This window comes from Flaviaesturariibacter aridisoli, assembly GCF_004343705.1.
Taxonomy (GTDB): domain Bacteria; phylum Bacteroidota; class Bacteroidia; order Chitinophagales; family Chitinophagaceae; genus Flavisolibacter; species Flavisolibacter aridisoli.
Map to the genome: position 1 here is coordinate 1 of NZ_SKFH01000042.1, position 23,500 is coordinate 23,500.

The 23,500-nt window shown below is 60.9% G+C and carries 19 protein-coding genes; 11 read left to right on the top strand and 8 right to left on the bottom strand.

Translation table 11 applies throughout. From position 1 onward, the window contains the following. Positions 1-1,121: IS256 family transposase (locus tag E0486_RS16510; protein ID WP_131853707.1), on the bottom strand; the 1,121-nt coding region annotated here is incomplete at its 3' end. 608 nt (positions 1,122-1,729) lie between these two features. Beyond that, positions 1,730-2,965, bottom strand: coding sequence for a hypothetical protein (locus tag E0486_RS16515; protein WP_131853819.1), 1,236 nt, complete (start codon positions 2,963-2,965; stop codon positions 1,730-1,732). A 148-nt stretch (positions 2,966-3,113) separates the two neighbouring features. Between E0486_RS16515 and E0486_RS16520 the strand changes: the two genes are divergently transcribed. From E0486_RS16520 to E0486_RS16530, 3 genes are all read left to right on the top strand, one after another. After that, positions 3,114-3,479, top strand: coding sequence for a hypothetical protein (locus E0486_RS16520; RefSeq protein ID WP_131853821.1), 366 nt, complete (start codon positions 3,114-3,116; stop codon positions 3,477-3,479). Positions 3,480-3,611: 132 nt separating this feature from the next. Continuing rightward, positions 3,612-4,499, top strand: coding sequence for a transporter (locus E0486_RS16525; protein ID WP_131853823.1), 888 nt, complete (start codon positions 3,612-3,614; stop codon positions 4,497-4,499). A gap of 21 nt (positions 4,500-4,520) precedes the next feature. Next, positions 4,521-4,913 (top strand): hypothetical protein, encoded by a 393-nt coding sequence (locus tag E0486_RS16530; RefSeq protein WP_131853825.1) that lies wholly within the window; start codon positions 4,521-4,523, stop codon positions 4,911-4,913. Between the two features lie 35 nt (positions 4,914-4,948). Here the strand turns inward: E0486_RS16530 and E0486_RS16535 are convergent, their stop codons facing one another. The 6 genes from E0486_RS16535 to E0486_RS16560 all read right to left on the bottom strand — a co-directional run bounded on the left by E0486_RS16535 (position 4,949) and on the right by E0486_RS16560 (position 12,733). Then, the gene (locus tag E0486_RS16535; RefSeq protein ID WP_131853827.1) at positions 4,949-5,698 is read right to left on the bottom strand and encodes a DUF92 domain-containing protein; all 750 of its coding nucleotides are present in this window, start codon (positions 5,696-5,698) and stop codon (positions 4,949-4,951) included. Between the two features lie 19 nt (positions 5,699-5,717). Further along, positions 5,718-6,476, bottom strand: coding sequence for a LytR/AlgR family response regulator transcription factor (locus E0486_RS16540; protein WP_165917381.1), 759 nt, complete (start codon positions 6,474-6,476; stop codon positions 5,718-5,720). 369 nt (positions 6,477-6,845) lie between these two features. Continuing rightward, positions 6,846-7,340: a lipid-binding protein gene (locus tag E0486_RS16545; protein WP_131853831.1), complete on the bottom strand. Its 495-nt coding sequence runs from the start codon at positions 7,338-7,340 to the stop codon at positions 6,846-6,848. A gap of 18 nt (positions 7,341-7,358) precedes the next feature. Further along, positions 7,359-8,006, bottom strand: a complete 648-nt coding sequence (locus E0486_RS16550; RefSeq protein ID WP_131853833.1) for a DUF5011 domain-containing protein — start codon at positions 8,004-8,006, stop codon at positions 7,359-7,361. Positions 8,007-8,074: 68 nt separating this feature from the next. Continuing rightward, the gene (locus E0486_RS16555) at positions 8,075-9,532 is read right to left on the bottom strand and encodes a SusD/RagB family nutrient-binding outer membrane lipoprotein (RefSeq protein ID WP_131853835.1); all 1,458 of its coding nucleotides are present in this window, start codon (positions 9,530-9,532) and stop codon (positions 8,075-8,077) included. 21 nt (positions 9,533-9,553) lie between these two features. Then, the gene (locus E0486_RS16560; RefSeq protein ID WP_131853837.1) at positions 9,554-12,733 is read right to left on the bottom strand and encodes a SusC/RagA family TonB-linked outer membrane protein; all 3,180 of its coding nucleotides are present in this window, start codon (positions 12,731-12,733) and stop codon (positions 9,554-9,556) included. Between the two features lie 361 nt (positions 12,734-13,094). On the opposite strand from E0486_RS16560, the gene E0486_RS16565 reads away from it, so the two are divergent. From E0486_RS16565 to uraD, 8 genes are all read left to right on the top strand, one after another. After that, entirely contained in the window at positions 13,095-13,577 is a 483-nt protein-coding gene (locus E0486_RS16565; protein WP_131853839.1) for a hypothetical protein, read from the top strand. A gap of 841 nt (positions 13,578-14,418) precedes the next feature. Continuing rightward, positions 14,419-14,895 carry a nucleoside deaminase gene (locus tag E0486_RS16570; RefSeq protein ID WP_207906280.1) on the top strand — a complete coding sequence of 159 codons (477 nt, stop codon included), beginning with the start codon at positions 14,419-14,421 and terminating at the stop codon, positions 14,893-14,895. Next, complete coding sequence (locus tag E0486_RS16575) at positions 14,895-16,310, top strand: FAD binding domain-containing protein (protein WP_131853841.1); 1,416 nt, start codon at positions 14,895-14,897, stop codon at positions 16,308-16,310. Before E0486_RS16570 ends, E0486_RS16575 begins: the two co-directional genes overlap by 1 nt. Beyond that, on the top strand, positions 16,307-18,589 hold the full coding sequence (locus tag E0486_RS16580; protein ID WP_243697466.1) for a xanthine dehydrogenase molybdopterin binding subunit: 2,283 nt from the start codon (positions 16,307-16,309) through the stop codon (positions 18,587-18,589). Before E0486_RS16575 ends, E0486_RS16580 begins: the two co-directional genes overlap by 4 nt. A gap of 194 nt (positions 18,590-18,783) precedes the next feature. Beyond that, positions 18,784-20,115 carry an allantoinase AllB gene (allB, locus tag E0486_RS16590; RefSeq protein WP_131853844.1) on the top strand — a complete coding sequence of 444 codons (1,332 nt, stop codon included), beginning with the start codon at positions 18,784-18,786 and terminating at the stop codon, positions 20,113-20,115. Then, a complete protein-coding gene (gene alc / locus E0486_RS16595; protein ID WP_131853846.1) occupies positions 20,097-21,116 on the top strand; it encodes an allantoicase in 1,020 nt (339 codons plus the stop codon). Before allB ends, alc begins: the two co-directional genes overlap by 19 nt. Continuing rightward, positions 21,116-22,516 (top strand): urate hydroxylase PuuD, encoded by a 1,401-nt coding sequence (locus tag E0486_RS16600; protein WP_207906281.1) that lies wholly within the window; start codon positions 21,116-21,118, stop codon positions 22,514-22,516. Before alc ends, E0486_RS16600 begins: the two co-directional genes overlap by 1 nt. A 103-nt stretch (positions 22,517-22,619) precedes the next feature. Next, a complete protein-coding gene (gene uraD, locus E0486_RS19255; RefSeq protein ID WP_243697467.1) occupies positions 22,620-23,489 on the top strand; it encodes a 2-oxo-4-hydroxy-4-carboxy-5-ureidoimidazoline decarboxylase in 870 nt (289 codons plus the stop codon). Positions 23,490-23,500: the final 11 nt, after the last annotated feature.

Here is a 23,500-nt window from a genome sequence, read left to right on the forward strand (position 1 = left end):
AGCGCCATGTCATTGACGAAGGCTCCTTTTGTTTTGGTGACCTTGCGCAATTGCCGGTGATAGCCTTCGATGGTGTTGGTCGTATAGATCACCCGGCGTACGTGCTCCGGGTAATCGAAGAAGGTGGAGAGCTTATCCCAGTTGGTCTGCCACGAGTTCACCACCAGCGGATACTGCTTTGTCCATTTGCCTGCAAAGGCTTCCAGGGCGCTCTCCCCAACACTTCGGTTCACGGCCCCATACACCGCCTTCAGCTCCTTTAGAACAGCACGCTGGTCTTTAGAAGCTACATATTTGGCGGAGTTGCGCAACTGGTGGACGATGCAGCTCTGCACGTCGCAATACGGATACACCGTCCTGATGGCATCGTCAAATCCGCTCAGGTTATCGATACAGGCAATCAGCACGTCCTCTACCCCGCGGCTCTTCAGGTCTGTAAGGACCGAGAGCCAGAAGCGCGCTCCTTCCGACCCGCTCACGTAGCAGCCCAATACCTCCTTGTGGCCCGAGGGAAGGATGCCCAGTATATTATACAGGCAGCGCGTCACCACCTTACCGGACTCCTCGTCCCGCACTTTATAGTACATGGCATCCAGCCACATAATGGGATAGACGGGGTCCAGGGGCCGGCTCTGCCAGGCCTTCACCGCAGGAACCACCCGGTCGGTGATCTCGGATAAGACCGTGTGGGAGATCTCGGTGCCGTACATCTCTTCGATATGCCGCGAGATATCCCGAAGCGACATCCCCAGCCCGTACAAACCCAGAATCTTTTCCTCGAGGTTATCGGCCAGAATGGTTTGCCGCTTTTTGACCAGGTCCGGCTCAAAGGAACCCAGGCGGTCGCGGGGCGTGGATAGTTCGATAGTGCCGGCGGCGGTTCGAAGCTGCTTACGGGAAAAACCGTTGCGCCGGTTCGCCTCCCCTTCTAAATACGGCTGTTCTTCCTTCAAATGCGCGGCGAGTTCCCCTTCCAGGGCAGCTTCCAGCAACTGCTGCAGCAAAGGCCCCAGGGCGCCCTCCTTGCCAAAAACCGCCTTCCCGCTCATAAACTGATCCAGGGCCTGCTGGCGAACTTCCGGATCAAGGCCGGACAACAAATCCTTCTTTTCCTTTTTCATAAACTGTTTTAAAGATGAGAAATCGTCTCAACCTGACACAGTTTAGTTTACACTCTCGTAGCCGCTGGTCTTCGACGAACCGTCAGCGGGCTCCGACGCGTTGTATTTTTCGTTCCGACGGTCGGTACGCGCCCGCCGACGCTTCGTACGTGGCCCATGACGCCCTGCACGCAGCCAATGACGCATTGTACGCAGCCAATGACGCATTGTACGCGCCAATTGACGCATTGTACGTGGCCAATGACGCATGGTACGCGCCCAATGACCCTACGTCAGCAGCCTCCGACGCCCTGTATTTGGGCAATGACGCTACGTCAGAAGGGCTCGACGCCTTGCACGCGGGCCATAAATGGCTCATATAGAACACTTTAGTAAAAAAAGTCTGCGGAAGCGCTTCAGCGGTGCGACCGGCGCCCCTTTTCACAACGGCACGGCGGCACAGGGGACCCAATGAAATACAAATGCGTTTTTCTCGCGTCGCGCCGCCGCGCCGTTGCGTCGTCGTGTGCCGGGGCCGCTTGCGGCCTCCGCCAAAGGCTTCGGCCGACGGGGTGCGGCCCACGCCGGATTTGTCCTATCGATAAACCACAAGCTGTTTGAGGTGCGCCTCACAGCAGCCTCGCTGTTTCCCTCCGGGAGTTTACCGTCACAAGGATTCGAACCGGGCTTTTCCGTTTACCCGCACGTATTTGCCCCAACAAGAGCAGCAGCACGCCCAGCGGGAAGGGAACCGAGCAAGCCAGCAACCACACGGGGGGATGCGGCATCATCCAGCCCAACCCCTGCCCGACCAGCAACAACTCGGTGCTGACGAACGAAGCGAGAAACAAGCCCGTGCCCAGGTTCCGCAGCCGGCTGGCCGGCAATTGCGCAAACACAAACAAGGTGATGAACCCGAGCAGCACGAGGTGCAGGTACGCGATCACGAAGGGGCGCTGCGCGGCAGCCAGTAGCGCTACGGCCGGCAGCGCGCTCAGTAGCTGGAGCAGCAGCTTGCCACCCATCGCTACCGCGCTTAGCACGAGCAACGGGGAAAGGCGCCGAACACCCCGGCTATCGCGCAGCAGGCAGATAAACCCGGCCGCCTGCAACAACGCGCCCCCTCCTCCGATCGCATGCACCAACAGCGGGGGGCTGTTCCAGAGCAACGACAGGGCATAGGTGGGCAACACCGCCCAATGGAAAAAACGGAAGGCGCGTAATGAGGCGCCCCGGCCCTCTTTCTCCAGCGATCGGTACCAGAGCGCCAGCACCAGCAACGAGAAGCAACCGTTGTATTGAAAATGGAGGTACCCATAGATGGCGTTGTAATAGAGCGGGCTGCCGAGGCCGCCGCTGGCGGTAATGGGCCCGGTGGCAAAAGGGCCGATCGCGGACAGGATCATCCATCCCATGGCGGCCCGGAAAAAGCGACGCGCGGGCGTAGCCGGAAGTCCTTTCAGGGCGCGGAACACGAGGGCCGCCTCGTAGAAGCCGGCCAGCAACGACAGCGTGGAAAAAGCGATCGACGCCGGACCATAGCCCTGCACCGGAAAGGTGAGCAACATACCCAGTGCTGACACGGGCAGCAGCACGGCCAGCGCTATCCAATGCCCCGTGCGGATGCGCGTGCGCAGCTCCGGGAAGGCCCGCAGCAGCAAGGCAAGCAGCACCGGGTGCACCCAGCCACCGAAGGCAAAGTGCGAATGGGCGTGCAGCAGGTTGTGGTACGAAAACGGGAGCGCCGGCAAGAACGGTGCCGCGCGCAGCAGGAGCCCCAGCAACGCCACCAACAGCAGGCAGGCCAGCGCCACCCGCAGGAGGCTGTCTGCCACGCGGCTGGCAGGGCGACTTCTGAGATACAAGGTGGGCGTTTCGCTCGGCATGCCGCAAAGGTGCCCCCTTCGATACGGTGCCTGGCTTTTACTGCTCAAAGGGACGCATGATCCTCGTCAGGAAATGAGCTCCGCCCTTGGCCGGTATCGGCGCGCGGCGGATATTTGCGCCGGAAAGATGAAACGCCTGCTGGTACCCATACTCATGCTCCTCGTGCTGCTGCAAAGCTTCGGCAAGTGGATCATTTTGGCGGAGTTCCGGCTCAACCGCGATTACATCGCGCAAAATCTCTGCGAGAACCGCCAGCGTCCGCAGCTCAAATGCAACGGCCGCTGCCAGTTGATGAAGCAATGGGCCGCCGAAGACAAAGCGGCCGCCGACGCCGGACCGAAGCTGAAGCTCCAGGAGATCCCGCTGCTCAGTATTACGGTGTTGCCGAAGCCCGCCGTACAACTACTTTCCACCGCCCGCAACGGCCGCTACGCCCGCTGCTGTGCCGACTTCCCACCCAACACAATCTTACGCCCACCCGCCCGGGCCTGATGGTTTCTCTCGCTTTTTTTTATTGATGCGAACGGTACCGACCGCCAGAGCGCGTCTGTACCAGTTTCTTAAATCTGACTTCCGAGCGCTGAAATCAACGATTTCCGCCCTCGTTCATTCAAACCATCGGTTATGAAAAAAATCTTCGTAGCGGTGCTGCTCCTGTGCAGCCTGTTTTCCGTGCCGGCGCGCGCCTGCGACATCTGTGGCTGCGGCGTCAGCAATTACAATCCTTTTCTCTTCCCCCATCTCTCCAAAAGTTATATCAGCCTCAGCTACCTCCACCGTGTGTATCATACCCGTAGCGACGAGGGCAGCCTCGGCACCGAGCGCTACAATAGTTTCATCCTCAGCGGCCAGTATAAGCTGGGCAAGAAGCTCCAGTTTATGGCGATGCTGCCCTTGCAGGAAAACAGCCTCCGCAATGATGCGGGCAGCCGCCGCGCCAGCGGCCCCGGCGACATCACCCTGCTGGGTCAATACCGTGTGTGGGACAAGCTGACCAAAAAGCTGCGCCAGACGCTGCTCGTAGGTGGCGGCGTCAAACTGGCCACCGGCCGCTATGTGCCGGCCAGCAGCGGCAAAGCCGACGACCAGAACTTCCAGCTCGGCACCGGCAGTACCGACTACCTGCTCAGCGGCTCCTACCGCCTCAGCTACCGCAAGTGGGTATTCGGCGCCAGCTCCTCGTATAAATACAATACGCAGAACCGCGATGGGTTCCGCTTCGGCGACGTGTGGAATGCAGGCTTGCTGGCTGTTTACCGGAAGGACTGGGACAAGCTGTCGCTCCTGCCCTATGTACAAGTGACCCACGAAGCGCAGCTGCAGGACGCCGACAACCACGTGCTGCAGGCGCACTCCGGCGGCACCGTCTTTTACGCCGGCGGCGGGCTGGACCTGAACACGAAGCGGTTTACCATTGGCCTCAACTACCAGTTCGCCGCCGACCAGAGCCTCGCCGGCGGACAGATCCAGGCGGGACCGCGTGTGGCGGCCCATGCCTCGTTTGCCTTTTAAGTACAATCAAAAACAACAAACATGAAATGCATTCTTACGATAGCTTCCCTCCTTTTCCTGGCCGCCTGCAGCAAGCATTCCGGCGATGTGGCCCCCACCGAAACGCCCTCGGCTACCCTCACCGTGCTGGCACCCACAACCGGCGCTACCTACCGCAACGGCGACACCGTATGGATCAAAGCCACGGCCATTGCGCCCGCCAATATTCATGGCTATGAAGTGTCCATCAATCCCGCGGGTGACAGCACGAAGCTGTTCAGCGCCCACGTGCACGACCACAACGATACGCTGCAGATCAACCAGTACTGGGTGAACGACCGGACTGGAGTAAGCAATCTCGAGGCACGTATCCTCCTCACGCTCGACCACGAGGGACATACGCTGGAGCGCGTCGTGCCGATCGGCACACGCTAAGAAAGAACGCAGATCCTGAAAGATCTGCGTTCTTTCTATAACAGCAGCCCCAGCAGCAGCACCAATATCGCCGCCAGGAGCGTGTTGAGGGCATTCACGGCATCATTAGTCAGAAAGCCCCTCCGTTGCAACGTCGCGCCAAGCCAGGAGTCGGCCAGGTTGCCGAAGGTGCCTGCCAGCACGAGGATGCCCGCCGATTCGGCGTTTCTTTCGACACCGTAGAAATACAGGAGTGCGATGATGGCGCTGCCCGCCAGTCCGGCCAGGGTTCCTTCGAGGCTGATGGCCCCGTCGACACCGCGGCTGTCCGGCCGGAGCGTGCGTATATTGATGTAGCGCCGTCCCCACACGTTGCCCAGTTCGGAGGCCAGCGTATCGGCCGTGGCCGAAGAAAGGGCGGCGGCGGCCATCAACCGGAAAACGAGCCAGGCATCCCCGGTCTCCCGCCCGGTGAGCATATCGACCCCATCACGTGGGGCATAGGGCGCATACCAGAATGAAAGCAGGCTGCACAATGCCGCCACGCCCCCGTTCGACCACACTTGTACGGCCTTGCGCCCCTGCACATTGTCGCGCAGGCCGGCGCCTTCTTTCCACTGCTTCCGGTAGGAGGTGGCGAGCGTGCCCAGCACGAAGAAAGCGCCGAGCAGGGCCAGTCCGGGATACCCGAGGCCCCAATAGAGGGCTCCGGCCACGACCGCACCGGCCAGGCCGCCCATGGGAGTGAGCTTGCGGAAGGCAACGGCCAGCCCCGCAAGGGCCAGCACCAGCAGGAGGTGGAACATCGCCACAAGTTAGGGCGACTCAGGCTTCGATCCAGCGGCGGAAGCGGGCGGCCGTTTCCTGGCTGACGATGATCTCGTAGCCTTTTGCAGGGATGTCCATCTGCACCCTGAGCCGGCTTTTCTCCATCGAGCGAAAGCTGTGCACGTAGTCGATGTGGATCAGGAACTGCCGGTTGGCCCGGAAGAATTGCGCCGGGTCGAGTTCGGCCTCGAGGGTTTGCAACACCCCTTCGTACAGGTATTTGTTGCCGTGGCGGTCTACTACGAACACGACTTTGTTCTCGGTATAAAACAGCACGACATCCGCCAATGGAAGGGCCACCTGCTCCATTCCGCGCTGTACGATGATGCGGCTGTGGCGGCGTTGCACCCGGCTTTCGGATGGATCGATCTTGCTGCCCGGAACGATGCGCGCCCGAAGCCATTCGAACTTGCGCAGCGCCTGGCGCAACTCCGCCCCCAGCACCGGTTTCAGCAGGTAGTGGATGCCGTTGTATTCGAAGGACTGCAGCACATACGGATCGTAGGGCGTTACGAAGATTACGGGTGCCGGCACGGGCACCTGGCTGAATAGGTGAAAGGCGTGGCCATCGGCCAGCTCGGTGTTGCAAAGCACCAGGTCGGGCTGCCCGCCGGCGCGGAACCATTCCACCGCCGCGGCCACCGAGCCCGGGCAAGCCAGGATATCCAGCTCCATTTCCCCGGCGAGCTTACGCAACTCTCCTTGCAACAGGCCGGTCCCCGCCGATTGGTCTTCAATGATTACAATGTTGGTCATGGTTCCCTCCTCCCCTCGTATAGTGGTGTAGGCAGCGGCCACGCCCCGTTCGCTGCACCGGCGCTTACCGCTCATACTAATTTGATCAGGCGGTGACCATCCCTGTAGTTCTACGGTTACCGGCGAAGCTGGAAGGGGCCGCGGCCCCTGTTCGCGAAGGCGCGACGGCACGACGGCGCTACGGTTTTGCGTCTTTGCGAGCGCAGCCAGGGACGGACTGATGCGGCGCTTCCGGGAAATAACAAAGTCGCATTTCGTTGCGCCGTCGTGCCGCTGTGCCGTAGCGTTCCAGGAGCGCCTGCGCGGTGTCCGCTGGAAATAAAAAAAAGCCTCCCCGGTGGGAGGCTTCAAACAAAGCGCACGTGAAAATCAGTATTCGTCTTCGGCGAACATCGTGCGGGCATGGCCGCTCAGCACGAACCGGGTGCCGGGGTCGTCGGAGAACTCCACGGTCATGTAGATGCTGTCGGTGACATTGCCCGTGCGCGAGCGGCCGGCGCTGGCCAGCACCTTTCCGCCAGCGATGGTCACGGTCTGCGGAAAACTAGCCGGCGCGGCGGGATTGAAATAGAGGTTCGTGGCGACGCTGCCGAACGTGGCGGCGTTCCAGTCGGCCGCAACTTTCGTCTTGAATCCATAGCCGTTCTTCTCGTCGTCGATCCACAGCGAATCGGTGCCGGTAGCCGGGTTGACGGTGGTGACCTTGAAGTGACCAAGGCTGTAGACGTCGGCGCCGTTTTGCGTCAGGGTCACCCACCATTCATTGGCGAGTTTTTCGGCGCCCGTGCCACCGGGCTCTTCCATCTTTTTCTGGCAGGAGGCCAAAGCGGCCAGGAGTATCGTTGCGAGCAGGATTTTTCGCATGGCTGTTGTTTTAAGTGCTTAGATTTTTTTCCATTTCCGCAGCGAGTTGCTGATGCCCTGGTCGAGCAACGACACGTGCAGGTTCATATTGCCCTGGGCATCGAGGGTTCCGTCGCCGCTTACGGCGCCGTAGGAGCTCAGGGTATTTTCGGGAAGGATCAGGTTCTGGCCGTCCGTAGTGAGGATGTACGAAGGCACTACCGCCGCGCTGCCGCCGCCCCACACGTTGTCGCTCCGGTAAAAGCCGGGCGCGAGCTTTTCCACTTCGGCGGTCCAGGCAAAGGAGCCTACGTTGGCGTACTTGCCGGCGATGTTCACACCCGCTGCTTCCGGCCCGGGGAGCACGGCCACCGTGCGGGTAACGGTAGCCGGGAAGCCGTCGCTGTTGGTAGCCGTGTACGTGAGCTCATAAACGCCCACCGTGGCCGCGTCCACGCTGCCGGAAGTAGTCACCGTCAGCGAGGTGCTGCCCTCCGCAGCCGTCACACCGGGCTCGGTATAGGTACTCCCCTGTACGATGCTCCTGTAGTTGCCGCCGGTCACGGTAAAGGTCGGAAAACGGGTGACGCGCGAGGAGCCCACGCGGTCGGCGGTATTGACCGGGTCTTTCTTGCAGCTACCCAGGAGGAGGCCCATGCAGAGAAGCCCGAATAAGTATTTTTTCATGTTGTTTTCTTTAAGTCTGGTATCAAATCACTATTGACTGCTCACGGCTGACGCCTCACGCTTCACGATCACAACGCCCACCACACCGGCGCCGTAATGGGCACTTCGGCGGGCGTATTGTTGTTGCGGTTGCGCTCCACGTCGGGGTACACGAGGCGCTTCGGCAGCTGGCCATTGGTGACTGCGTTGCGCGATACCACGAACTGGCCGGGCACGTAGGCGGGGTTATCGGAATACACGGCGCTGGTACGCGGGTAGCCGGTGCGGTTCTTCTCAAAGAAGCCTTCCAGCGCATGCGAGCCGAAAAAGGAGATCCACTTCTGCGTGATGATCGCCTCGAGCTTCTGGTCGAAGGAGCCGCCCGAAGGATAAGCATACGTGCCGCCCACAAAGCCGGCAGCGGATACCCCTACCTGGTCAAAGGCCGCCTGCACGCCACGGTCGTACAGGGCCTGGGCACCACTGCCACCGAAGTAGCGTTCGAGGGCCTCTGCCTGCAGGAAATACGACTCGGCCCCGGAGATAAAGCGTACGGGTTCAGTAGGATCCTGGATCACCACACCCGCGTTCTGCGCCGTGGTGCTGGTAGTGGCATAATCGCCCTGGTTGATGCCCGTGCTGTTGGTGTAATAGGCCGGGCGCCGGGGATCACCCTTCGCCAGCAGGTAGGTAAGCAGGGTGCGGCTGGCGCGCAGGTTGGTCTGCACGTTGAGGTTGCGCACGTTGTACTCGTACATCGGGTTGCTCTTGTCGGGCGCATCGCTGAAGCCGGTCACCGCGGCATCCTCGCTGAGGAAGTTGGCGCCGGCCGTATACAGCGCGCGGATGCCTGCCTCGGCCTCCGCAGGCTTCTTGTTGACCATGCGGAGAAACATTTTGAGCCTGAGGGTGTTGGCAAACTGCGTCCACTTTTCCATATCGCCGCCAAACAGCAGGTCGGCCTTCTGGTCGCGCTCCGAAAAAGAGCCGCTGCGGTAGTCGGTGGCCAGCGCCGAGTCGAGCTCGGCGAGCAGGCCCTGGTACACCGTGTAGCCATCCTCGAAGCGGGGCTGCAGGTTGTTGAGGCCCTGGAACGCCTCGCTGTAGGGCACCCGGTCGTAGAGGTCTACCAGCACCTGGTAGGTGTAGGCGCGCATCACGGTGCCCATGAGGAGGTACTTCCAGTTCTGCTGCTCGCGGGCCTTGCGGATGACGAACTGGTAGTCGTTGAGGGCCCCCGAGAAAAGCTCGTTGTACGCCCCGTTGAAGTCGGCGCTCTTCACGTTGTAGGCGTCGATGTATTTATACTGGTTGGCGGTGGCACTCTGCGTCCAGTACTGGGCCCAGATGCCGCCGAGGATGGCCATGTCGCCGCCCACGCGGCCCGCCGTAGACATCACGCCGGCCGGGAACACGATGGTGGGTGTGCCCTGCTCGATGGCCGGGTTGTTCGGATCCTGGTTGATGTCCAGGGTCTTCTTGCATCCGGTTCCGATCAGGAACACCGCAAGCGCTGCCGGGAATAGGTTCTTTGCTAAGGAGCTCATGTTGCTTCAGGTTTTTGTTGCTTAGAAATTGGCCGACAGGCGTACGCCGAACTGGCGCAGGGTGGGACCGGTACGGAACTCGCCCATCTCGCTCGAGAGGTCGTTGCCGAAGTTGGACGCCTCCGGATCGATGTAGCGGTTGGCCTTCGGTGTCCACAGCATCAGGTTCTTGGCGAACACCGACAGTGAGAGGTTTTCCGCGTGGATCTTCGTGGCCAGCGTGCGTGGCAGGCGGTAGCTCAGGGTCACGTCCTTCAGCTTCAGGAACGACTTGTCAAGCAGGCGGTTGTTGTAGGCGATGGCCTTGCCGCTGTTGGTGTAGAAGTAGTCGTCGTAGTTGGCGCTGCTGATGTAGGTCGTGTTTTCCACGTAGGTGGCCTTGCCCGAGGCCGGGTCGATCACCTCGTTCACCGAGTTGGGCACGATGAAGGGCTTGCGGTCGTTGTACGTGGTATTGAACGCATTACCGGTGAAGTTGAGCAGGTCGGCCGTGCCGCTGTAAAAGAGACCGCCCTTGCGGAAGTCAAGCCCGAAGCCCAGCGAGAGATCCTTGTACGTGAAGGTGTTGCTCAGGCCCATGCTGTAGTCGCGCTGCGAGGAGCCGTAGATGCCTTTATCTGCGGCCACTTCGGGGTAGCCCGTCGAGGCGTTGACGATGATGCGGCCGTCGTCAGTATACCGTGCCACGGGTGCCTCGAAGATGCCCACGGGGTAACCCGGACGGATGTTGAAGTCGGCGTCGTAGGCGGCGTTGAGGTTGATCTTGTCGAGGCCCACGCCGAGGTCGTCTACGTTGCTGCGGTTGCGGGTAAAGGTGTACTGGATGTTCCAGGTGAAATTCTTACTGCGTACCGGTGTTCCATCCAGCGTCAGCTCGATGCCTTTGTTGGTAACGGTGCCGATGTTGGAGATGAGCGCCGTAAAGCCCGACGACGGTGAGATGGGTACGCCCAGGATCTGGCCTTCGGTCTTCTTCACATAGTACGTTGCGTCGATGCCGAGGCGGTTCTGGAACAGGCGGATCTCGGCGCCGGCTTCGAGCTCGTTGGTGATGACGGGCTTGAGGGTCGCGTTGCCGATCTGGTTACTCACCTCGAAGCCGGGCACCCCATTGAAGGGAAACAGGATGTTGCCGAAGCCGAGGCCCACGTTGCCCTGCACCAGCGTGGAGTACACGAGATAGGGATTGGCGTCGGAGCCCGTTTTACCATAACCTGCGCGCAGCTTCAGCAGGCTGAGGGGCGTGCGCGTGAGGTCGAAGGTGCGCGAGGCTACCCACGACAGGTTGGCGCCGGGATAGAAGAAGCTGTTGCGCTCGATGGGCAGCGCCGACGACCAGTCGTTGCGCGCGTTGAGCGTCAGGAATAGCTGGTCGGCATAGCCCAGCACCGTTTGCGCATACACGCCCATGGTGCGCTTGCGGGTTTCGGCGGCGGTAGCCGTGGGGCTGTTGAGCGAGTTGGACAGCTGGTAGAAGCCCGGGATCACGAGGTCCTGGATGCGCGATGCGTTGGCGCGGGCGGTCTGCTGGTTGTAGTTGTAGCCGGCGAGGGCTTCGAGCGACAGGCGCGCGCCGAGGTCACGGGCCGCTTTCAGGATGAAGTCGCCGTTGATCAGGCCCGAGTAGCTGTTCACCTGCTGCACCGAGCCGACGTTGGGCGAGCGCTGCTGGCCTTCGGTGTTGCCGCCGTCGTTCCACGAGCCGGGGCTCGGCTCGCTCCTCGCCTTCCAGATAAACGTGCCGGCGTTGCTGAAGTCGCCGCCGAGGCGGGCCTGCGCGCTGAGCCAGGAGGTGAGCTTGTAGCCCAGGTCGATGTTTCCGTAGAAGCGGTCCGACCGCTGCTTGCTGCCGTTCTCACGCAGCAGGAAGTACGGGTTTTCGGCGTAGGGCGTGAAGTAGTTGTCTACGTTAAAGAATTGGTTGTGGTAGTCGGCGAAGTCCTTGATGCGGATGTCCACCGGGATCTGCAGCAGCTCTTCGAACATACCGGCCGACACACCCGACTCGGCCTGCGTAGCCACGGCGTTTTGCAGCTTGTTCACGTAGTTGAACGAAGTGCCGATCGTCAGGCGGTTGAAGCGGCTGTTGGTGCGCAGGCTGAAGGTATTGCGGTTGAGCAGGTCGGCCTTCGAAGGCAGCGGGCCGTTCGCGTTGAGGTTGCCGTACGACAGGTAAAAGTTCAGCACATCGCTGCCGCCCGACAGCGACACCGTGTTGTTCCATTCCTGCCCGTTTTCGTAGAAGTCGCGGATGTTGTTCTCCACGAAGGAGAAAGGCTTCAGCAGCTGGCTGTTGTTGACCACGGCGCCCCAGAGGCGGTCCCGCCCGTCGAGGCGGGGGCCCCAGGAGCCGTTCTCCGGGCTCCAGAAGAGGGCGTCCCAGCCCTGGCCGAAGGAGGACTGCATCGTGGGTAGCATGCCCACCTGCGACAGCGTGTAGGCCGAGCTGAGGCCGACCCGGAGCTTGCCCGCCTTACCACGCCTGGTGGTGATCATGATGGCGCCGTTCTTCGCCTGCGATCCGTAGAGCGAAGCGGCGGCGGTGCCTTTGAGCACGGTGATGTTTTCCACGTCGGCGGGGTTGAGGTCGTTGAGCCCGTTGCCGAAGTCGAGGCCTTCCACTACGCTGGAGCCAAGGCGGCTGTCGCTCATGGGCACGCCGTCGATCACATAGAGGGGTTGGTTCTGGTCGCTCAGGTTGCCGTAGCCGCGGAGCACCACCTTCACCGAGGAGCCGGGCTGGCCGCCGGTAGTGGAGATGTCGGCGCCGGCGATTCGGCCCTGCAGGCCGTCGAGCACGTTGACGGGCGCGGTGCGGTTGATGGCTTCGGAGTTGAAGGTCTGCGCGGTGTACCCCAGCTTGTTGCGGCTGCGGCTCTGCCCGATGGCCGTCACCACCACTTCACTCATTTCTTTCGGCGGTGTTGCCAGCGACACGCTGATGTTGTCGCTGCTGCCGACGGTTACTTCTTTGGGCCCCACGCCCACGTATGAGAAGACGAGCGTAGTGCCGGGCGCGGCCTTTACAGAGAAGTTGCCGCTGGCGTCGGTCTGGCCTACGGCGCGGCCGTTCACCGAAACGTTGACGCCCGAGAGCGCGGCCCCCGACCCGTCGGTCACCTGGCCCCGGATCAACCGCTCCTGTGCCCAGACGCTGGCCGTAACCAGGACGCCGCAAAGCAGGGAGGTAAATTTCTTCATATTCGATTCTTTGATTTGGATGACCTGCGCGAAGGGCGAAAAGCTGTCTGGCAGCGGGCGCAGAACCGGCCTCATTTACCGAAACCGGAGATCGGGCGGCTGAAGGCGGAAAAACGGGGGCTGGAGGGGAAGGGGGTTTGGAGCCTCCATGACGCTCAGCTTCCAGGCAAAGCCCAGGGCCGAGTCCATGGAATGGCCCTGCAATCAGCAACCGTCCCGAGAGGCTCGCACACAAGCGATTGCGCAAATGCGCAACGAAAAAGCGTACTTGTACGTAATAAATACCGTATGAGTACCGCACCTCGTTCGCGGCTTGCTCGCTAGCTTGCTCCTGTATCCATTTTCTTACCAAAACATTTTTATGCTGCAAAACCTCTCGAACAAGCCGATGCCGGTCGACGTACAGGCAGCGGCGACCTTGAAGCTGGAAGAACTGCTCCAGCTGCTGCGCCCCTGGCTCTTCACGCTGGCGCCCGACGAACGTACCAACATGAACCGCATGGGCGATCGTTCGGAACACTTCGTACTCAAGGGCGCGGACTATGCCAAAGCCCACCCCGAACTGCTGCCGGGGATCGTGTCGGCGGAAGAGTACCAGGTTGATGTGAACAACGTGCGCGCCTACCGCCCGCTGGTGCAGTTGGCCCGCCAGCTGACCCAAGGCTTGGAAGATGGTTTCACCCTGGCAGGCGCCGAAGCGTTGGAAGCCACCCTCCTGCTGTATGGCAGCGTAAAGATGGCGGCCGACAAAGGCATTCCCGGCGCCCAGGTCGCCTTTGAGGACATGCGAACGCGCTTTCCCCAGCGCGGCAAGCGCAAGACTGAAACCCCTGCCGGCTCCTGAGTACGCATCCAACTAACGCTCCATTACACAATAGTGCCGACCGCGCCCCTTCCGGGCGCGGTTTTGTTTTGCCCCTAACTCATTCCCCTAAAACGGGAACCCGTTCGGCAACAAACGGAACGGCTTCCACTTTTCGCCAAACGGATTTCCCTTCAACCCGAACCGGTTCCCCTGTTTGAGGAACCGGTTTCCAAATCCGGCACCAGGTTGTTTCCCCCACATAGATCCGGTTCCCCTCCCATCCGAAGGCATTCCCCAACCAACGAAACCAGTGCTACCCGGAACAGAACACGTTCCCTTGGGAAACCGGATGTGCCCATCAAAAAGGGGAACCTATTCTATCCCGAACAGAACCCGTTCGGCTCCGTGGGGAATGGGTTCTGGAAACGACACAACCCATTCTGCCGGAAGGCAAGCGCGTTTCGCAAAACGAGGAACGGGTTCATATTCTTGTAGAACCGGCTTCCTAAAAACAAAGCCGGCTTCAACCCGACAGGGACAAGGCCCAATGCAGCTTGCTGCGTTCCCTGCGGGCTCAAGGATGCTCAACCCACCGCATGTACCCACTGGTAAGCCTTTTCCAATAGGATGCGCCCTCTGCCCTTCCAGCGCACTCTGCGGTTAGACTTCGCATTGTTCGGGGCAGCCGGCGTAACGGAGGAGTTTGCTTCGCTGCGCTTGCGCGACCCGCCATCGCCCGTCCCATCCGGCTACCAACCTTTCCAAACCTGCCTAAACCTTTCTAAAACCTCTAAACCCATCTAAACCTTTCTAAACCTCCCAAACCTTGATCTGATTTCTTATATTTAACGCCCCACACTGCTTTTCAAAACGCTTGCTTATGCCTCAAGAGGAGAAAGATTTTATGCGGGAGGCCATTCGCCTCTCGGTTCAGAACGTAGAAAAAGGAACCGGCGGTCCCTTTGGCGCCGTCGTGGTCAAAGACGGGCAGATCATCGCCCGCGGCGCCAACTCGGTGACGGCCACCAACGACCCCACGGCGCATGCCGAGGTGATGGCCATCCGCGAGGCCTGCCGCGTGCTGGGCACCTTCCAGCTCGATGGCTGCGAGATCTATACGAGTTGCGAACCCTGCCCCATGTGCCTCGGCGCCATCTATTGGGCGCGCCCGGCGAAGCTCTTTTACGCCAATACTAAGGCGGACGCCGCTGCCATCCAGTTCGACGACCAGTTTATTTACGAAGAGCTGGAAAAGCCGGTGGAAGCGCGTTCGCTCTTCACGCGCCAGCTGCTCCGCGAGGAGGCGCTCGAAGCCTTTCAGATGTGGCAATCCAGCACCCTCAAAACCGATTACTGATGATCCGATTCCTGCTCAATGATACCGCGGTGGCTACCGACCGCGCCGCCGGCGGCACAGTACTCGACTTCGTGCGCTACCACAAGCGCCTCACCGGCACCAAGATCGGCTGCCGCGAGGGCGACTGTGGCGCCTGCACCGTGCTGGTGGGCGATTTCGAGAACGGACGCCTTATATACCGCTCGGCCACTTCCTGCCTCATGCCCCTCGGCAACGCCGCCGGCAAGCATGTTGTAACGGTGGAAGGCCTCAACATGCCGGGCCTCTCGCCCGTGCAGCAGGCACTGGTGGAAGCCAACGGCACCCAATGCGGCTTTTGCACGCTCGGCTTCGTGCTGTCGTTTACCGGCTTTGTGCTGAGCCCGCAGGCCCGCAGCTACGACGAGGCGATCGCTGCCATCGACGGCAATATCTGCCGCTGCACCGGCTACAAATCCATCGAGCGCGCCGCCCGTAGAATTACGGACGATGTGCAGGGCAAGCCCGCCGAAGGCACGCTTTCCTGGCTGGTTGCAGAAGGGTTTCTGCCGGGATATTTTTCCCGCATCGAAGAAAAGCTGACGATCCTGCATCAATCTCAGGACGACAGCAACACACCTGCTGATGCACTCCCCATTGGTGGCGGCACCGACCTCATCGTGCAACGTCCCGAAGTAGTGGCGCACAGCAATGTGCAGCTGCTGGCGAATGACCCTACGTTAAAACAGATCGATTTTGTAGACGGCGTGCTCCGGCTCGGTGGCGGCGTCACTGTTACGCAACTGCTGGAGTCGGCTGTTGTCAACCGCTTCTTTCCGGAATTGGCAAAACACGGCAAGCTCGTGTCGTCCACGCCCATCCGCAACATGGCCACGCTGGGCGGCAACCTGGTCAACGCCTCCCCCATCGGCGACTTCACCATCTTCCTGCTGGCGCTGGATGCGCGGATCACGTTACGTAGTGCCGAAGGGCGACGTACGATTGCTTTGAAGGATTTTTACAAAGGCTACAAGCAACTCGATAAGGCACCGGGCGAGCTCATCGAAACCATCTCGCTGACACCGCCCGCCGAAGGCACCTTTTTCAACTTCGAGAAAGTGTCGAAGCGCACGCACCTCGACATCGCGTCGGTCAACTCGGCCTGCCAGCTGCGGCTGGATGAAGCCGGTAAGATCGCATTCATACACTTGTCTGCGGGTGGTGTAGGCCCGGTGCCGAAATACCTCGCCAACACGGGCGCCTTTCTGACCGGGAAAGAACCCACTGCGGAAAACTTTGCCGAAGCACTGCGCCTGCTGCATGAAGAAGTATCGCCCATTTCCGACGCCCGCGGCACCGAGGCCTACAAGCGCCTCCTGCTCCGCCAGCTCTTTGCCGCGCACCTCCAGTGCTTCGAGCTCGCCCCCGATTTCCTGACCCAACTGATGCCCGTATGATAGCAGAATCCCGCACCGACACCCGCTCGGTGACCAATATCGACGCACAGGGCCACGTCACCGGCCGCTCGCTGTACCTCGACGACCTGCCCGTGCTCGAAGGCACGCTGTTCGCCAAAATATTCGATTCGCCTGTCGCCCATGGCATCGTGCGCCGCCTCGACTGGAGCCGCGCCGCTGAAGCGCCCGGCGTCGTCCGCATTTTTTCCGCCAAAGACATTCCCGGCGAAAACAATATCGGGGGCATCATCCACGACGAGCCCCTGCTGGCCGAAGAAAAAGTCATCTTCCGCGGGCAACCCCTGCTTTTGGTGGTGGCCGAAACGGAAGAAGCGGCCGAAGCCGCGCTCCATCTCATTGACGTGGAGATCGACCCGCTGCCGGTGATCACCGACCCGAAGGAAGCCTTTAAGCAAGGCCAGCTGCTCTGCAGCTCGCGCCAATTCAAAAAAGGCGACGTGGAAAATGCCTTCGCCGGTTGCGCACATGTATTTGAAGGCGAAGCCGAGACCGGCGGGCAGGAGCACCTCTACCTCGAAACACACGGCGCCTATGCGTATCCTTTAGAAAACCAAAACATCCGTGTCTACTCCTCCACCCAGGGACTGCGCCACGTGCAGGAAACGGTAGCCCACCTGCTGGGCCTCGGCATGCACGCTGTGGAAGTGGACGTTACCCGCCTTGGCGGCGGCTTTGGCGGCAAGGAAGACCAGGCCGCGATGTGGGCTTCCATGTGCGGCCTCGCCGTGCACCACCTGCGCAAGCCCGTGAAGTGCGTGCCCCACCGCATGGAAGACATGCGCATGAGCGGCAAGCGCAACCCGTATAAATGCGACTACCGCATCGGTCTCGATGCCGACTATAAGATCGTGGCCTACGAAGCCACGTATTACCAGAACGGTGGCGCGGCGGCCGACCTCTCGCCCGCCATCCAGGAGCGCACGCTTTTTCACGGCACGAATACGTACGGCATCGAACACGTGCACCTTACTACGCATTCCTGCCGCACCAACCTGCCACCCAACACGGCCTTCCGGGGTTTTGGCGGCCCGCAGGGGATGTTCATGATCGAATCGGCCATCGACCAGGCAGCAAAAGCCCTGGGTCTTGAAACCGCCGACCTCCAGCGCCGCAACCTGATGCAGGAAGGCTATGAATTTTCGTACGGGCAGATCGCGCAAGGCGTTGCGGCCGCCGAATGCTGGGACGAAGCCGCGCAGCGCTTCGACCTCGAAGACCGCCGCATCCAGGTCGATGCTTTTAATGCCGCACATCCCTGGAAGAAAAAAGGATTGTCGCTGATGCCGATCTGCTTCGGCATCTCCTTCACCAACACGATGATGAACCAGGCCCGCTCGCTGGTGCATATTTACTGGGACGGCTCCGTGAGCGTCAGCACCGGCGCCGTGGAAATGGGCCAGGGCATCAATACGAAGATGCTGCAGGTGGCAGCGGAATGCTTTGGCATCCGTCACGGACGCATACGCGTAGAAAGCACCAACACCACGCGTGTGGCCAACACGTCGCCCTCCGCCGCGTCGGCCACCGCCGACCTCAACGGCAGGGCCGTGGAAGACGCCTGCAGGCAATTGACCGACCGCCTGAAAGAAGTGGCGGCCGCTTTGGCCAACGTCGATGCTGCCAGCATTTCGATCCGCGAGGAGCAGGTGTATACCAATGGCCTCGATACCGGCATCAACTGGAATGCGCTGATCGCCGCCGCCTTCCAGCGCCGCGTCAACCTGAGCGCCAAAGGCCACTACAGCACGCCCGATATTCACTTCGATAAAACAAAGGAAAAGGGACACCCCTTCGCCTACCACGTATATGGCACCGCACTCACCGAAGTGATCGTAGACTGCCTCCGCGGCACCTACGAGCTCGACGCGGTGGAAGTAGTGCACGACTTCGGCTCGAGCATCAACACGCTGATCGACCTCGGCCAGTGCGAGGGCGGGATCGTGCAGGGCATTGGCTGGATGACGATGGAAGAAGTGGTGTACAACGAGCAGGGCAAGCTCCTGTCGAACGCACTGTCCACCTACAAGATCCCCGACATCTACTCGGTACCGAAGGTGCTCGACATCCACTTCCTGCAAACGGTCGGACACCCGATGGCCATCAAGGGCTCCAAGGCCGTGGGCGAGCCGCCGCTGATGTACGGCATCGGCGCCTTCTTCGCCCTCCGCAATGCCGTGCTGGCCTTCAACCCGAACGCACAGGTTCCGTATGTGTCACCGATAACACCGGAGCGGGTGCTGATGGGGCTGTATTCGTAAATGATGCTTCCGCAGATGCAGACGCAAATAATACCGGAAACGCATTTGATGCGGGAGACGTATATGGTGCGGGAGACGCACATGGTGCGGGAGACGCATATGGTGCGGGAGACGCACATGGTGCGTCTCTACGGATGCGGCCCGGGAACACATTGTACAGACGCACCATGTGCGTCTCTAAAAAAAACCAAACAATGACCGAAACACGTTTATTCTCCCGCCGCTGCTTCTTTGAAGGCGATATTCAACCCGGCACCGTATATATACGGAACGGCAAGATCCTGAAGATCGTGGAGGAAGAGAAAGCTCCGGCGGGCGCTACCGACCTGGGCGATGCCGTGCTGATGCCGGGCTGCATCGACGCGCACGTGCACATCAACGAGCCCGGCCGCACGGAGTGGGAAGGTTTCGATACGGCCACCCGCGCCGCCGCGGCCGGGGGCAGCACCTCTCTGGTGGATATGCCGCTTAATTCCACCCCCGTAACGATCGACAACGCTTCGCTCCAGCAAAAGCTGGCCGCTTCCGAAGGCAAACTGCATGTGCACGTGGGCTTTTACGGCGGGCTCGTGCCCGGCAACGCCAACCAGATGGACGCCCTCGCGCAGGGCGGCGTGCTCGGCATCAAGGCCTTCCTCACGCATTCGGGCATCGAAGACTTTCCCAATGCCACGATCGAAGACCTCGAGGCGGCGATGCCCATGCTGGCAAAACTCAAGCTCCCCCTGCTCGTGCACTGCGAGCTGGATGAACCGGGCACCACCGAAGCGCTGGAGGCGGACCCACGCTCCTACCGGGCCTACCTCGCCAGCCGGCCGAAGGAATGGGAAAACCGGGCCGTGCAGCAAATGATCGACCTGTGCCGCAAGTATCGCTGCCATGTCCATATCGTGCACGTGTCGTCGGCCGAGGCGCTGCCGCTTATCAAAGCGGCCAAGAAGGAAGGCCTGCCCCTGACGGCCGAAACCTGCCCGCAATACCTGCTGTTCAACGCCGAAGACATACCGGATGGCCAGACGCAGTACAAGTGCGCGCCACCGATCCGCGAACGGGAAAACAACGAGCTCCTCAAAGAGGCACTTTGCGAGGGGGTGCTCGACTTTATTACGACCGACCATTCGCCGGCGCCGCCGGGTACGAAGGAGCTCGAAAGCGGCAACCTGCTGCGCGCCTGGGGTGGCATCGCGGGCCTGCAGTTCCTGCTGCCGGCTTCCTGGACGGCCCTCCGCGACACACTGTCGCTGGAGCAGTTCATTCCCCTGATCACCGAGGCGCCTGCCCGCTTCCTCAGGCTGGAACACCATAAGGGCTTCCTGCTTCCGGGCTACGACGCCGACCTTGTGGCCTGGCTCCCCGAAGCGCCCGTTCGGATCGGCGCGGCTGCCGTTCAACACAAGCATAAAATAAGTCCCTATATTGACCACGCGCTCTTCGGACGCGTGCAACAGACCTGGGTAGCCGGCGAAGCGCAGCTCGCGCCCGCAGCACCCGCAAAACCAACAGGAACATGGCTTTTACGAAAGTGACCGAGATCATTAAGGAAGCGCCGGCCTTTGCCCGGCTTACCGACCTGGCCGCAGCGCGGCTCGGCGGCAAAGTGCTCTATGCAACCGACGACTTCTTTGCCGAAAAGGAAAACCTCATCGCGCCCGGCCGCGGCATCTTTATCACCGACAAATACACCGACCGCGGTAAGTGGATGGACGGCTGGGAGTCGCGCCGCAAGCGCACGCCCGGCCACGACTGGTGCGTGCTGCAGCTCGCCGCCCCCGGTGTGATTGAAGGCTTTGACATCGATACCAACTTCTTTCTCGGCAACCACCCGCCCCATGCCTCCATCGAGGCGGCCCGCATCGACGACCCGACGGCCATTACCGACTGGGACAGCGTTTCCTGGACCGAGCTCCTCGGTAAGAACCCGCTCGACCCCGGCAGCCAGAATTTCTACGCCTGTAGTTCTACGGAAGCCTGGAGCCACCTGCGCCTCCACATCTACCCTGATGGCGGCGTTGCCCGTCTCAAGGTGTACGGCACCGTGCAGAAAGACTGGACCGGCGTTACCGGCGAAACGGACCTCGCCGCCGCCATCAACGGCGGGCAGGCCATCGCCTGCAACGACATGTTCTTTTCTGCTATGAGCAACCTCATCATGCCCGGCCGCGGCATCAACATGGGCGACGGATGGGAAACGAAGCGCAACCGCACCCCGGGCAACCGCGACTGGGTGGTGCTCCGCCTCGCCCACCCCGGCATTATCCAGCGGGTGGTGGTGGACACAGCGCACTTCAAAGGCAATTACCCCGACCGCTGCTCGATCGAAGCCTGTCGCGCCGCTACAGATGACGAAGCGCTGAACGAGGGTACTGTTTGGCAAACACTGCTGCCCGAGCAAAAGCTGGGCGCCGACAGCGTTCATGAATTCAACGAACTGACGGCCCACGGCGTATTTACGCATGTGCGCCTCAACATCTTCCCGGACGGCGGCGTCAGCCGTCTCCGCCTTTTCGGAACTCCAACTAACCGCTGATGCTCTATTTCGGAATCTACCTGGTGCTGGGCATCATCTTTTTCATGCTCGTCACGCTTACGCACAAACTGCCGGCACTCGTGCGGGGCGCCCACGCCGAGCTCGACGACCGCAAGCACGACCAGCTGGCGCTCTTCCAGGGCTTCGTGTACACGGCAATGGTGCTGGTAACGATATCGGCTCTCGCCTTTACCTGGTGGCTTGTGCAAAGCACGCCCTGGGAAGGGCACCTGATGGAGTGGCTCAACATCATCGTTCGGCTGGCGCACATCACCTTCGGCATCGCCTGGATCGGCGCTTCCTTCTACTTTGTGTTTCTCGAAAACGCCCTCAACCGTACCAAAGACCTGCGCGAGGAACTCGCGGGCAACCTCTGGGCGGTGCACGGCGGCGGCTTCTATTACCTGGAGAAATACAAGGTGGCGCCCAAAGTGATCCCGCGCGAGCTGCACTGGTTCAAGTACGAAGCCTACTTCACCTGGCTTTCAGGCTTCAGCCTCCTTTCGGTCGTTTATTACTTCAACGCAAAGGCCTTCCTCATCGACAAGAACGTGCTGGACCTGACGCCGCTCGCGGCGATTGCCATCAGCATCGGGTCGTTCGTGGTAGCTTACATCCTGTACCACTTCCTTTGCAAAACGAAGCTCGTTAAGAACGGGCCGCTGTTTGGATTGGTCGGGCTGCTGATCGCCACCGGCTTTGCGTATTTCTACTGCCACGTGTTCAGCGGCCGCGCGGCCTACATCCACTTCGGCGCGATGCTGGGCACGCTGATGGCCGGCAACGTATTCTTCATCATTATCCCCGCGCAAAAAGCAATGGTGCACGCGGCCAAAAACGCCCTGCCCCTCGACCCGGCCAAGGGGAAATTTGCCGGTCTGCGCTCGCTGCACAACAACTACTTCACCCTGCCCGTGCTGTTCGTGATGATCTCGAACCACTTCCCGAGCACCTTCAGCAGCAACCAGCCCTGGCTCGTGCTGGCCATCATTACCGTGGGCACCGCCGGCGTCAAGCACTGGCTCAACCTGCGGGAGAAAGGCCGGATGAACGTCTGGGTGCTGCCGGTATCGGCACTGATCCTGCTGGGCGCGGCCTTCCTCACGGCGCCGGCAAAGAACCCCGGTGCCTGCACCACCGAGGTGTCGATGGCCCAGGTGCAGGCCATCGTTCAGCAGCGTTGCCAGCAGTGCCATTCCAGCAAACCCACCGACGACGTGTTCACCGCCCCGCCCAACGGCGTGGTGTATGAAACACCGGCGGACATCATCAAACTCAAAGACAAGATCTACCAGCGCGTGGTCGTAACGAAAAACATGCCCCAGGGCAATAAGACCGGTATGACCGAGGAAGAACGAAACACCATTCGCTGCTGGATCGAAAACGGCGCCAAACCCTGATCTGCTCATGAATTAATCTGATGGTTTGCTAATACCTGAGAAAATCAGTAATCAACCCTCAACTACAAACCACAAACTACAAACTACAAACTTCTCTCTCCTGATGACCCTAAAAAACCTGAATGCCCTCTCCCCCGCTGAAGCCTCGGAACGGCTCCGCGCCTGTTGCGGCTCTGCGCGCTGGGTGGAGGAAACGATGAAAGGCTTTCCCTTTGCTTCGGAAGCAGCACTCGTGCAACGCGCGACGGCCGCCTGGTACGAGGTATGTACCGAAGGCGACTGGCGCGAGGCTTTCACCCATCACCCGAAGATCGGCGACGTGGATAGCCTGAAGAAAAAGTTCGCCGCTACCGGTCACCTGGCCGGCGCGGAGCAGTCCGGCGTGAACGATGCCGACAGCGGAACACTCGAAGCGCTGGCTGCCGGCAACACGGCTTACGAGGCCCGCCATGGTTTCATCTTCATCGTTTGCGCCACCGGCAAGCCGGCGGGTGAAATGCTGCGGCTGCTGCAGGACCGCCTGCCCAACACGCCCGAGGAGGAGCTGCGCATAGCGGCCGGCGAGCAGCACAAGATCACCATCATCCGCCTGCGCAAGCTGCTCGACGAGGCCGACTGGAGCTTTCTGAAAGTAAGCCAGCTCACCACCCACGTGCTCGATACGTCGATCGGGCGCCCGGGCCGCGACATCACGATCCGGCTGCAGGAGCCCGCGCCCGCCGGCGGCTGGCGTACCATAGCCCAGGGGGTGACCAACGCCGACGGGCGCATAGCCGACCTGCTGCCGCCGAACCGCGTGCTGCCTGCCGGCAACTACCGCATGGCGTTCCAAACCGGCGCCTACTTCGCCCAACAGCAACTTACCGGCTTTTACCCGGCCGTAGAAATACAGTTCACCGTTTTCGACGAGACGCATTACCACGTGCCGCTGCTGGTCAACCCCTTTGGGTATTCGACCTACCGCGGCAGCTAAACCTTACATAC